This is a genomic window from Mycobacterium basiliense (assembly GCF_900292015.1).
Classification (GTDB): Bacteria; Actinomycetota; Actinomycetes; order Mycobacteriales; family Mycobacteriaceae; genus Mycobacterium; species Mycobacterium basiliense.
The window spans coordinates 1,187,684-1,201,329 of the sequence record NZ_LR130759.1 but is presented as its reverse complement, the minus strand read 5'-3'; the positions used below and the strand labels follow the sequence as shown (position 1 = coordinate 1,201,329).

Genomic DNA, 13,646 nt, shown 5'->3' with positions numbered 1-13,646 from the left:
GAGGAAGAGCTAACGAGCGCCGTACATGAAAAGCGGCTCCGCTATCGAAAGGTTCCGCTATCCCGCACCCGAAAGTCGAGCATTGCCTACCATTCAGGATCAGGCGTGATCAACAGACCATAGTGACCGCGGGGCCTACGAAACCTAACTTCGTTACCCATCCACAGCTCCTTCGATCCACAAACGCTGCTCGCCTTCACAAGTCGCGCGAAAAGGAAGCTAATGCAGGACACAAAGCTTCGCCATGGACAAGTAGCCCTGCACAAAGCGCATCGAAGCAGCACACAGCACATCGAGCTGAGCAACCTCCGGAGGTAGGCGGTCTCCGCCGCTACCCTGACGCAGCCGCACCGATGCGCGGGCATACAGAACATCGCCGGCCCTTTGTCCGGCCGGCTGCACCGCGACAAGCGCGCTCCAAGTCCTCACGCAACCAGTCGCGCCTGGCTGTGCACATTGCCGCCTACCGGGATCTCGTTCTGACAACCATGCCTATGGCCAGTAGTGGTCCGGAGTCGTTAATCTCGTGCTCAACATTCGCGAATCGACATCAGATTCAATTCAAATCCAGGCGAGTGGAAAGTTGGGAACCCTTGACTGTCAATCCGTTTGACGACGACAACGGCATCTTCTACGTCTTGGTCAACGACGAAGACCAACACAGCCTATGGCCCGTCTATGCCGATATCCCAGCCGGATGGCGGGTAGTATTCGGCGAGGCAGCGCGCTCCGCATGCCTCGACTTCATCGACGAACACTGGACCGACATACGGCCCAAGAGCCTACGCGAAAGATTGACGCAGGAACGCACAACCGGCGCGTAATCGATCGTGCCCGGCCCACCTGCCACCGGCCTCCTACATCCCACCAGACCGATCGCGACGTTGGCCAGTGTTGCCGGTGCGCTTCTTCGGCAAGAACGCCGCGGGAATCATCGCAAACACCGTGAGTGCGAAGACAACGACAAACACCACGAATAGGCATGAGACAGGTCAGGCCATCAGGCGGGCCGCGTAGTCGACCGCCCGATCTATCACCGCCTGCGCGAATCCGTCGAAGCGCACCTGAGCATCGTGGTCGCCGCGCTGGCCAATAGCCACTACATCGAGGCCCAAACTGGCCGGACGATCAAGAAATTCGTCCGCACCACCGGCCGCTACCGCAGTGTGAAAGTCAAAGCCGGCAACCAGATCCTCACCGCCGCTGACCCACTACCCGATGACCTTCGCGACGCACTCGTCAAGATCCGCGCAGACAGTGCGCACTAACTGAGCCAAGTCGGTGCACTGACCGCCTGAACCATCACGACGAACAATCACGCGACAACGTCGTACACCACGTCCTTGGACTTGACCCGATGGACTCACTAGCAGTTGTCATTGCCACGCTTCCTTGTCTTCGAGCGCCGGGGAGGCGCCCTCACGACCCGATGACGTTAAAGCAGGTAGGCCGCAAGCCGCGCACCAAATGATTCCAGTGATTCCGGATTTAGCATCTCGCCATGTGCACAGTCGACAGGGTGCTCGGTGATGTTGCCCGCAACGAATGGCCGCCACTCCGGCAATAGAGGCGGGGCATCGCCAGCTCGTCCCGAAAAGATGATCATGTCGCCATCGAATACGTCGGGTACGTGTCCGGATTGGAGTCGGAGACTGAGGTTCAAATTCTCAACCATGGTTTCCACGATCCGCTTCGTTGGGAGCGGAGACTCCACGGCTTCGCGACGCCGGAACAATGCCTCTGCCTGTCGATAGGTAAGCGGCTGCGCTTGTTCCTCAATATCAATCCCGTTCATTTGGAGGAACATATTTATGATGTAGCTTTCGGATATTTGGGCTGGTTCCGCGGTACCGTCTATGTCCAGGCGAGGGTCGAGGACGATCAGGGATCGAACCTTGCACCCACGCCGCTGTAGCTCAATGGCAAGTTGATGCGCGACGAGGCCGCCAAACGACCAGCCAATGAGGTTGTAGGGACCCTCGGGATAGAATTCTTGGGCCTTATCGGCATAGTGGGCAGCGATTTCTCGGATTGATCCCAGCCAAGATTCACCAATTGGCTGTTGGAAGCCGACGATGGGGCAGTCCACATACGATTCCAGGTTTCGGTACTGCCAGGCCAGCCCGCCTCCTGGGGGCAAACAAAACAGTGGAATTCCGTCGCATTGGTTGAACACCTCGACGGGAACAACTTCGAGTGAAATTTCCGCCGATTCAAGCTGCTGGCGAAGGCCCGCCACTGTCGGGGCGTCGAACAGCACCCGCACAGGCAGGTCGGCATCCAGTGTGGTGTTGATCGCCGCGATCACCTTCATCGCCAGGATGCTGTCTCCGCCGAGGTCGAAGAAGGAGTCATCAACCCCGACCCGATCCAACCCCAGCACTTGGGCATAAATACCGGCCAGGATCTCTTCGACCGGGCTCGCCGGGGCCCGGTAATGCTCGCTGTGGCCGTACTCAGGAGCGGGCAACGCCCGCACATCAAGCTTGCCGTTCAACGTCAACGGCAACTGCGCCAACCCCACCACCGCCGCGGGCACCATATAAGCGGGCAACCGCTGGGCCAACACCGCCCGAACCGCATCGACTTCGACATCACCGGTGACATAGCCCACCAACCGCTTGGGACCCTCACCATCCTGGCGAGCGATTACCACCGCCTGATCCACACCCTCCACCGCGGCCAGCGCGGCCTGAACCTCACCCAACTCGATGCGATACCCACGGATCTTGACCTGCTCATCAGCACGCCCCAGATACTCCAACTGGCCATCAACACCCCACCGCACCACATCCCCGGTGCGATACATCCGCGCTCCCGGCGCACCCACCCCAGCAAACGGACACGCCACAAACCGCGACCCGGTCAACGACGCCCGCCGCCAATACCCCACACCGACCCCGGCACCGGCCACATACAACTCCCCGACCACCCCCACCGGCACCGGACGCAACCACCCATCCAGCACAAACAACGCCGCCCCCGACACCGGCGACCCGATCGGCACCACATCCGCACCGGCCACCAACGGCGCACTCATCGACGCATACCAAGTCTCGGTGGGGCCGTAGCCGTTGAGCATGACCCGCCCCGGTGCCCACCGCTCGACCACCTCGGGCGGGCATGCCTCACCGGCCACCACCAGGGTGGTCGACTCCAACCCCTGCCTCGACAACATCCCCGCCGCGGTCGGAGTCTGATTGAGCACGCTGACCTGCTCGGCCACCAACAACTCATGCAACTGGTCCGGAGCGCGAGTCACCGCCTCGGGCACCACCACCAACCGGCCCCCATGCAGCAACGCCCCCCACATCTCGAACACCGAAACGTCGAACCCATACGAATGGCATTGGCTCCACACCTGCCCCGGCCCCAGCGGGATCATCTCGGCGTCCAGCCGATCCACGAGTTGGGTGATGTTGTGGTGGGTGACGGCGACGCCTTTGGGGACCCCGGTGGTGCCCGAGGTGTAGATGATGTAGGCGATATTGTCGGCGGTCGGGACCGGCAACGCGGTATCGGGCTGGGTCTCGATCACCGGATCATCGATATCGACGACCACCACCTCATGACCGGCGAAGCGATCCAGCAACCCCGCGGTGGTGATCACCACCCGCGGCGCGGCATCACCGATCATGAAATCCACCCGCGCCGCCGGCAACGCCGGATCAATCGGCAAATACGCCGCCCCGGTCTTTAACACCCCGACAATGGCCACCACCGCCCGAGCCGAGCGCTCCAACGCCAGCCCCACCACCTCGCCAGCACCGACCCCACAGCCCACCAACAACTGCGCCAACCGAGTAGACGCCACATCCAACTCACGGTAACTCAACGTCTGACCCGCAAACACCAACGCCGGCGCCAACGGCGTGCGCCGCACCTGCGCGGCAAACAACTCCGGCACCGACGCAAACGCCCCCGCCCCCGCCGCGGTCAATGCGGTCCGGTTGCCAATCCGATCCAAACGGGCATGCTCAGCCTCATCAAGCAAATCAATCGAGGACAACCGTCGATCGGGATCAGCGGTCATCGCCTCCAACACCAACCGCAACCGCTCAATCAACCGGCCAATCGTGGCCGCATCAAACACATCGGTGCGGTATTCCACCATCCCCGCAATACCGGCAGGAGCACCCGCAGCGGTAAAACGCTCAGCCAACGAAAACACCAAATCCATCCGCGCGGCACCGGTGTGCAGGGAGATGGGGGTGGCCTCCAGCCCGCCGAGCGCTACTGGGGCACCGAGATTGTCGTGTGGGCCGGCGAAGTTCTGCCAGGCCAACATGACTTGGATCAGGGGGTGATGGGTCAAGCTGCGGGTCGGGTTAAGCCGCTCGACCACCACCTCAAACGGCACGTCTTGATGCTCGAAAGCGGCCAGGCTGCGCGCACGCACCTGGGCCAGCAACTCAGCAAAACTCACATCCCCGTCGAGCTGGACCCGCAACACCAACGTATTGACAAAGAACCCGATCAGCTCATCGAGGGCCGGATCGCTACGACCGGCCACCGCAAACCCCACCGCCACATCACTGCTGGCCGCCAACATCGACAACAGGGCACTAAGCGCGGTCTGGACCACCATGAAACTGGTCGCATTATGCTCAGCGGCCACCCGCGCCACCCGCGCCTGCAACGCCGCCGGCCAGTCCACCTCCACACTGCCACCACGATGATCCGCCACCGCCGGATACGCCCGATCGGTCGGCAACGCCAACCGCTCACCCATCCCGGCCAACTCATCGACCCAATACGCCAACTGCGCACTAGCCGCACTACCACTATCGGCAAGCTCCCCCAAATGAGCGCGCTGCCACAACGTGTAATCGACATACTGCACCGCCAACGGCGCCCAATCCGGAGCCCGACCCGCACACCGGCTGGCATAAGCCACCCCCAGATCAGCGGTCAACGGCGCCAACGACCACCCATCAGCGGCGATATGGTGGATCACCACCACCAACACATGCTCGACAGCGCTCACCCGAAACAGCCGCGCCCGCAACGGAATTTCTACCGCCAAATCAAAACTATGCCGCGCCTGCTGCTCCATGGCCTGCTGCAACTGCGACTGCGACCAGCCACCAGCATCAACAACCTGCCACCCCACCTCGACGCGCTCCACCGGAACAATCACCTGCTGGGCCACCCCATCGACGGTCACAAACACCGTCCGCAAGCTTTCATGCCGGCCCACCACATCAACTAACGCCGCCCCCAACGCCGCATCATCAACACGCCCACGCAACCGCAACGACCCCACCATGTTGTAGATCGGTGAGGGACCCTCCAGCTGATCCAAAAACCACAACCGCTGCTGAGCAAACGACAACGGAATCACCGCCGGACGCTGCACCGCCACCAACGGCGCCCGCCCACCAAAAACCCCACCACCCACACAAGCCGCCAACCCCGCCACCGTCGGCGCCTCAAACAACACCCGCACCGAGACCACAACATCCAACGCGGAATTGATCGCCGCGATCACCCGCATCGCCGACAGCGAATCCCCACCCAAATCAAAGAAAGAGTCATCAACCCCGACCCGATCCAACCCCAGCACTTGGGCATAAATACCGGCCAGGATCTCCTCGACCGGGCCCGCCGGAGCCCGATACCGGTCGGCGTGCACATACTCCGGAGCCGGCAACGCCCGCACATCAAGCTTGCCGTTCAACGTCAACGGCAACTGCGCCAACCCCACCACCGCCGCGGGCACCATATAAGCGGGCAACCATTGGGCCAACACCGCCCGAACCGCGCCGACCTCGACATCACCGGTGACATAGCCCACCAACCGCTTGGGACCCTCACCATCCTGGCGAGCGATCACCACCGCCTGATCCACACCCTCCACCGCGGCCAGCGCGGCCTGAACCTCACCCAACTCGATGCGATACCCACGGATCTTGACCTGCTCATCAGCACGCCCCAGATACTCCAACTGGCCATCAACACCCCACCGCACCACATCCCCGGTGCGATACATCCGCGCTCCCGGCGCACCCACCCCAGCAAACGGACACGCCACAAACCGCGACCCGGTCAACGACGCCCGCCGCCAATACCCCACACCGACCCCGGCACCAGCCACATACAACTCCCCGACCACCCCCACCGGCACCGGACGCAACCACCCATCCAGCACAAACAACGCCACCCCCGACACCGGCGACCCAATCGGCACCACATCCGCACCCGCGTGCAGGGGGCCGGCGATCGCAGCTTCCACGGTCGTTTCGGTCGGACCGTACGAGTTCATCAGCGTGGTGAAGGCACCAAAGCGGTCGACAAGCTCTCTCGTGCACGCCTCGCCGCCCACCTTCAACCGGACGCTTCGCAGTTGGCTCGCCGGCAGCGCCGCCAAGGCTGTGGGGGTGAAATTGCCGTGCGAGACCTTCTGCTCAATGATCAGATCGACCAATTGCTTCCCCGGCAACGCTTGGTCCTGATTGGGGATGACCGCGGCCGCGCCGGTCAACAGCGCAGTCCACAGATTCGCGACAGATGGGTCGAAGGTCAATGGGGCAAACTGCAGAATCCGGCTCTCAGGCGTAATGGCATCGCGTTCCAGCTGGGTGGTCACCAGACCGGCAATTCCGGTGTGGGTGACGGCGACGCCTTTGGGGACCCCGGTGGTGCCCGAGGTGTAGATGATGTAGGCGATATTGTCGGCGGTCGGGACCGGCAACGCGGTATCGGGCTGGGTCTCGATCACCGGATCATCGATATCGACGACCACCACCTCATGACCGGCGAAGCGATCCAGCAACCCCGCGGTGGTGATCACCACCCGCGGCGCGGCATCACCGATCATGAAATCCACCCGCGCCGCCGGCAACGCCGGATCAATCGGCAAATACGCCGCCCCGGTCTTTAACACCCCGACAATGGCCACCACCGCCCGAGCCGAGCGCTCCAACGCCAGCCCCACCACCTCGCCAGCACCGACCCCACAGCCCACCAACAACTGCGCCAACCGAGTAGACGCCACATCCAACTCGCGGTAACTCAACGTCTGACCCGCAAACACCAACGCCGGCGCCAACGGCGTGCGCCGCACCTGCGCGGCAAACAACTCCGGCACCGACGCAAACGCCCCCGCCCCCGCCGCGGTCAATGCGGTCCGGTTGCCAATCCGATCCAAACGGGCATGCTCAGCCTCATCAAGCAAATCAATCGAGGACAACCGTCGATCGGGATCAGCGGTCATCGCCTCCAACACCAACCGCAACCGCTCAATCAACCGGCCAATCGTGGCCGCATCAAACACATCGGTGCGGTATTCCACCATCCCCGCAATACCGGCAGGAGCACCCGCAGCGGTAAAACGCTCAGCCAACGAAAACACCAAATCCATCCGCGCGGCACCGGTGTGCAGGGAGATGGGGGTGGCCTCCAGATCACCTAATGCCAGGTCGGCGGGCAGGTTGTTTTGCCAGGCCAGCATGACTTGGATCAGGGGGTGATGGGTCAAGCTGCGGGTCGGGTTAAGCCGCTCGACCACCACCTCAAACGGCACGTCTTGATGCTCGAAAGCGGCCAGGCTGCGCGCACGCACCTGGGCCAGCAACTCAGCAAAACTCACATCCCCGTCGAGCTGGACCCGCAACACCAACGTATTGACAAAAGACCCGATCAGCTCATCGAGGGCCGGATCGCTACGACCGGCCACCGCAAACCCCACCGCCACATCACTGCTGGCCGCCAACATCGACAACAGGGCACTAAGCGCGGTCTGGACCACCATGAAACTGGTCGCATTATGCTCAGCGGCCACCCGCGCCACCCGCGCCTGCAACGCCGCCGGCCAGTCCACCTCCACACTGCCACCACGATGATCCGCCACCGCCGGATACGCCCGATCGGTCGGCAACGCCAACCGCTCACCCATCCCGGCCAACTCATCGACCCAATACGCCAACTGCGCACTAGCCGCACTACCACTATCGGCAAGCTCCCCCAAATGAGCGCGCTGCCACAACGTGTAATCGACATACTGCACCGCCAACGGCGCCCAATCCGGAGCCCGACCCGCACACCGGCTGGCATAAGCCACCCCCAGATCAGCGGTCAACGGCGCCAACGACCACCCATCAGCGGCGATATGGTGGATCACCACCACCAACACATGCTCGACAGCGCTCACCCGAAACAGCCGCGCCCGCAACGGAATTTCTACCGCCAAATCAAAACTATGCCGCGCCTGCTGCTCCATGGCCTGCTGCAACTGCGACTGCGACCAGCCACCAGCATCAACAACCTGCCACCCCACCTCGACGCGCTCCACCGGAACAATCACCTGCTGGGCCACCCCATCGACGGTCACAAACACCGTCCGCAAGCTTTCATGCCGGCCCACCACATCAACTAACGCCGCCCCCAACGCCGCATCATCAACACGCCCACGCAACCGCAACGACCCCACCATGTTGTAGATCGGTGAGGGACCCTCCAGCTGATCCAAAAACCACAACCGCTGCTGAGCAAACGACAACGGAATCACCGCCGGACGCTGCACCGCCACCAACGGCGCCCGCCCACCAAAAACCCCACCACCCACACAAGCCGCCAACCCCGCCACCGTCGGCGCCTCAAACAACACCCGCACCGAGACCACAACATCCAACGCGGAATTGATCGCCGCGATCACCCGCATCGCCGACAGCGAATCCCCACCCAAATCAAAGAAGGAGTCATCAACCCCGACCCGATCCACGCCAAGCACTTGGGCATAAATACCGGCCAGGATCTCTTCGACCGGGCTCGCCGGGGCCCGGTAATGCTCGCTGTGGCCGTACTCGGGAGCGGGCAACGCCCGCACATCAAGCTTGCCGTTCAACGTCAACGGCAACTGCGCCAACCCCACCACCGCCGCGGGCACCATATAAGCGGGCAACCGCTGGGCCAACACCGCCCGAACCGCATCGACCTCGACATCACCGGTGACATAGCCCACCAACCGCTTGGGACCCTCACCATCCTGGCGAGCGATCACCACCGCCTGATCCACACCCTCCACCGCGGCCAGCGCGGCCTGAACCTCACCCAACTCGATGCGATACCCACGGATCTTGACCTGCTCATCAGCACGCCCCAGATACTCCAACTGGCCATCAACACCCCACCGCACCACATCCCCGGTGCGATACATCCGCGCTCCCGGCGCACCCACCCCAGCAAACGGACACGCCACAAACCGCGACCCGGTCAACGACGCCCGCCGCCAATACCCCACACCGACCCCGGCACCGGCCACATACAACTCCCCGACCACCCCCACCGGCACCGGACGCAACCACCCATCCAGCACAAACAACGCCGCCCCCGACACCGGCGACCCGATCGGCACCACATCCGCACCGGCCACCAACGGCGCACTCATCGACGCATAAATCGTGGTCTCGGTGGGACCGTACTGATTTAGCATCGTCCGGCCCGGTGCCCACCGCTCGACCACCTCGGGCGGGCATGCCTCACCGACCATCACCAGGGTGGTCGACTCCAACCCCTGCCTCGACAACATCCGCAGCGCGGTCGGAGTCTGAGTGAGCACGCTGACCTGCTCGGCCACCAACAACTCATGCAACTGGTCCGGAGCGCGAGTCACCGCCTCGGGCACCACCACCAACCGGCCCCCATGCAGCAACGCCCCCCACATCTCGAACCCCGAAACGTCGAACCCATACGAATGGCATTGGCTCCACACCTGGTCAGGCCCCGGCCGGATGTCTCCCTCCGGCCGGCCGAGCAATTGGGTGAGGTTGTGGTGGGTGACGGCGACGCCTTTGGGGACCCCGGTGGTGCCCGAGGTGTAGATGATGTAGGCGATATTGTCGGCGGTCGGGACCGGCAACGCGGTATCGGGCTGGGTCTCGATCACCGGATCATCGATATCGACGACCACCACCTCATGACCGGCGAAGCGATCCAGCAACCCCGCGGTGGTGATCACCACCCGCGGCGCGGCATCACCGATCATGAAATCCACCCGCGCCGCCGGCAACGCCGGATCAATCGGCAAATACGCCGCCCCGGTCTTTAACACCCCGACAATGGCCACCACCGCCCGAGCCGAGCGCTCCAACGCCAGCCCCACCACCTCGCCAGCACCGACCCCACAGCCCACCAACAACTGCGCCAACCGAGTAGACGCCACATCCAACTCGCGGTAACTCAACGTCTGACCCGCAAACACCAACGCCGGCGCCAACGGCGTGCGCCGCACCTGCGCGGCAAACAACTCCGGCACCGACGCAAACGCCCCCGCCCCCGCCGCGGTCAATGCGGTCCGGTTGCCAATCCGATCCAAACGGGCATGCTCAGCCTCATCAAGCAAATCAATCGAGGACAACCGTCGATCGGGATCAGCGGTCATCGCCTCCAACACCAACCGCAACCGCTCAATCAACCGGCCAATCGTGGCCGCATCAAACACATCGGTGCGGTATTCCACCATCCCCGCAATACCGGCAGGAGCACCCGCAGCGGTAAAACGCTCAGCCAACGAAAACACCAAATCCATCCGCGCGGCACCGGTGTGCAGGGAGATGGGGGTGGCCTCCAGCCCGCCGAGCGCTACTGGGGCACCGAGATTGTCGTGTGGGCCGGCGAAGTTCTGCCAGGCCAACATGACTTGGATCAGGGGGTGATGGGTCAAGCTGCGGGTCGGGTTAAGCCGCTCGACCACCGCCTCAAACGGCACGTCTTGATGCTCGAAAGCGGCCAGGCTGCGCGCACGCACCTGGGCCAGCAACTCAGCAAAACTCACATCCCCGTCGAGCTGGACCCGCAACACCAACGTATTGACAAAGAACCCGATCAGCTCATCGAGGGCCGGATCGCTACGACCGGCCACCGCAAACCCCACCGCCACATCACTGCTGGCCGCCAACATCGACAACAGGGCACTAAGCGCGGTCTGGACCACCATGAAACTGGTCGCATTATGCTCAGCGGCCACCCGCGCCACCCGCGCCTGCAACGCCGCCGGCCAGTCCACCTCCACACTGCCACCACGATGATCCGCCACCGCCGGATACGCCCGATCGGTCGGCAACGCCAACCGCTCACCCATCCCGGCCAACTCATCGACCCAATACGCCAACTGCGCACTAGCCGCACTACCACTATCGGCAAGCTCCCCCAAATGAGCGCGCTGCCACAACGTGTAATCGACATACTGCACCGCCAACGGCGCCCAATCCGGAGCCCGACCCGCACACCGGCTGGCATAAGCCACCCCCAGATCAGCGGTCAACGGCGCCAACGACCACCCATCAGCGGCGATATGGTGGATCACCACCACCAACACATGCTCGACAGCGCTCACCCGAAACAGCCGCGCCCGCAACGGAATTTCTACCGCCAAATCAAAACTATGCCGCGCCTGCTGCTCCATGGCCTGCTGCAACTGCGACTGCGACCAGCCACCAGCATCAACAACCTGCCACCCCACCTCGACGCGCTCCACCGGAACAATCACCTGCTGGGCCACCCCATCGACGGTCACAAACACCGTCCGCAAGCTTTCATGCCGGCCCACCACATCAACTAACGCCGCCCCCAACGCCGCATCATCAACACGCCCACGCAACCGCAACGACCTCACCATGTTGTAGATCGGTGAGGGACCCTCCAGCTGATCCAAAAACCACAACCGCTGCTGAGCAAACGACAACGGAATCACCGCCGGACGCTGCACCGCCACCAACGGCGCCCGCCCACCAGAAACCCCACCACCCACACAAACCGCCAACCCCGCCACCGTCGGCGCCTCAAACAGGGCAAACACGGCTAGGTCGACGTCCAGTGTGGTGTTGATCGCCGCGATCACCCGCATCGCCGACAGCGAATCCCCACCCAAATCAAAGAAAGAGTCATCAACCCCGACCCGATCCACGCCGAGCACTTGGGCATAAATACCGGCCAGGATCTCTTCGACCGGGCTCGCCGGGGCCCGGTAATGCTCGCTGTGGCCGTACTCGGGAGCGGGCAACGCCCGCACATCAAGCTTGCCGTTCAACGTCAACGGCAACTGCGCCAACCCCACCACCGCCGCGGGCACCATATAAGCGGGCAACCGCTGGGCCAACACCGCCCGAACCGCATCGACCTCGACATCACCGGTGACATAGCCCACCAACCGCTTGGGACCCTCACCATCCTGGCGAGCGATCACCACCGCCTGATCCACACCCTCCACCGCGGCCAGCGCGGCCTGAACCTCACCCAACTCGATGCGATACCCACGGATCTTGACCTGCTCATCAGCACGCCCCAGATACTCCAACTGGCCATCAACACCCCACCGCACCACATCCCCGGTGCGATACATCCGCGCTCCCGGCGCACCCACCCCAGCAAACGGACACGCCACAAACCGCGACCCGGTCAACGACGCCCGCCGCCAATACCCCACACCGACCCCGGCACCAGCCACATACAACTCCCCAGCCACCCCCACCGGCACCGGACGCAACCACCCATCCAGCACAAACAACGCCGCCCCCGACACCGGCGACCCGATCGGCACCACATCCGCACCGGCCACCAACGGCGCACTCATCGACGCATAAATCGTGGTCTCGGTGGGACCGTAGCCGTTGAGCATGACCCGCCCCGGTGCCCACCGCTCGACCACCTCGGGCGGGCATGCCTCACCGGCCACCACCAGGGTGGTCGACTCCAACCCCTGCCTCGACAACGCCCCCGCCGCGCTGGGGGTTTGGCTAAGCACGCTGACCTGCTCGGCCACCAACAACTCATGCAACTGGTCCGGAGCGCGAGTCACCGCCTCGGGCACCACCACCAACCGGCCCCCATGCAGCAACGCCCCCCACATTTCCCACGACGAGTAATCAAAGGCATATGAGTGGCATTGGCTCCACACCTGGCCAGGCGCGGGTACCAGGCCGGCTGGCGGCGTGGCGAAGAGCCGGGTGAGGTTGTGGTGGGTGACGGCGACGCCTTTGGGGACCCCGGTGGTGCCCGAGGTGTAGATGATGTGGGCGATATTGTCGGCGGTCGGGACCGGCAACGCGGTATCGGGCTGGGTCTCGATCACCGGATCATCGATATCGAGGACCACCACCTCATGACCGGCGAAGCGATCCAGCAACCCCGCGGTGGTGATCACCACCCGCGGCGCGGCATCACCGATCATGAAATCCACCCGCGCCGCCGGCAACGCCGGATCAATCGGCAAATACGCCGCCCCGGTCTTTAACACCCCGACAATGGCCACCACCGCCCGAGCCGAGCGCTCCAACGCCAGCCCCACCACCTCGCCAGCACCGACCCCACAGCCCACCAACAACTGCGCCAACCGAGTAGACGCCACATCCAACTCGCGGTAACTCAACGTCTGACCCGCAAACACCAACGCCGGCGCCAACGGCGTGCGCCGCACCTGCGCGGCAAACAACTCCGGCACCGACGCAAACGCCCCCGCCCCCGCCGCGGTCAATGCGCCCCAGTTACCAACCCGATCGAGGTATGCCTGTTCTGAGGGTTCGCCCGCACCGCCCGGCGCGGTGTCGAACAGCATGCTCACCTCGCGCAAGGGGTGGTCCCACATATCGAGCAGCCGCGCCATCATGGCCAGGAGCCGACGCCCCAGCTCCTCCGAGTTGATATCGCCT

Annotated in this window: 3 protein-coding genes and 1 pseudogene; 2 read left to right on the top strand and 2 right to left on the bottom strand. The window is 63.6% G+C overall.

The window, feature by feature from the left end:
• Positions 1-219: 219 nt before the first annotated feature.
• Entirely contained in the window at positions 220-429 is a 210-nt protein-coding gene (locus MB901379_RS24405) for a hypothetical protein (protein ID WP_232021995.1), read from the bottom strand.
• A 164-nt stretch (positions 430-593) separates the two neighbouring features.
• Between MB901379_RS24405 and MB901379_RS05185 the strand changes: the two genes are divergently transcribed.
• Complete coding sequence (locus tag MB901379_RS05185) at positions 594-824, top strand: MbtH family protein (protein WP_158015655.1); 231 nt, start codon at positions 594-596, stop codon at positions 822-824.
• A gap of 198 nt (positions 825-1,022) precedes the next feature.
• Positions 1,023-1,268, top strand: a pseudogene (locus tag MB901379_RS05180) (IS1634 family transposase); the annotation flags it as partial.
• A gap of 167 nt (positions 1,269-1,435) precedes the next feature.
• Here MB901379_RS05180 and MB901379_RS05175 read toward each other — a convergent pair.
• A complete protein-coding gene (locus MB901379_RS05175; RefSeq protein WP_408632360.1) occupies positions 1,436-13,552 on the bottom strand; it encodes an amino acid adenylation domain-containing protein in 12,117 nt (4,038 codons plus the stop codon).
• Between the last annotated feature and the right edge of the window lie 94 nt (positions 13,553-13,646).

Excerpts from the sequence above, each read along its gene's own strand:
- MB901379_RS05175 (WP_408632360.1), bottom strand. The coding sequence starts at position 13,552 with ATGCTGTTCGACACCGCGCCGGGCGGTGCGGGCGAACCCTCAGAACAG.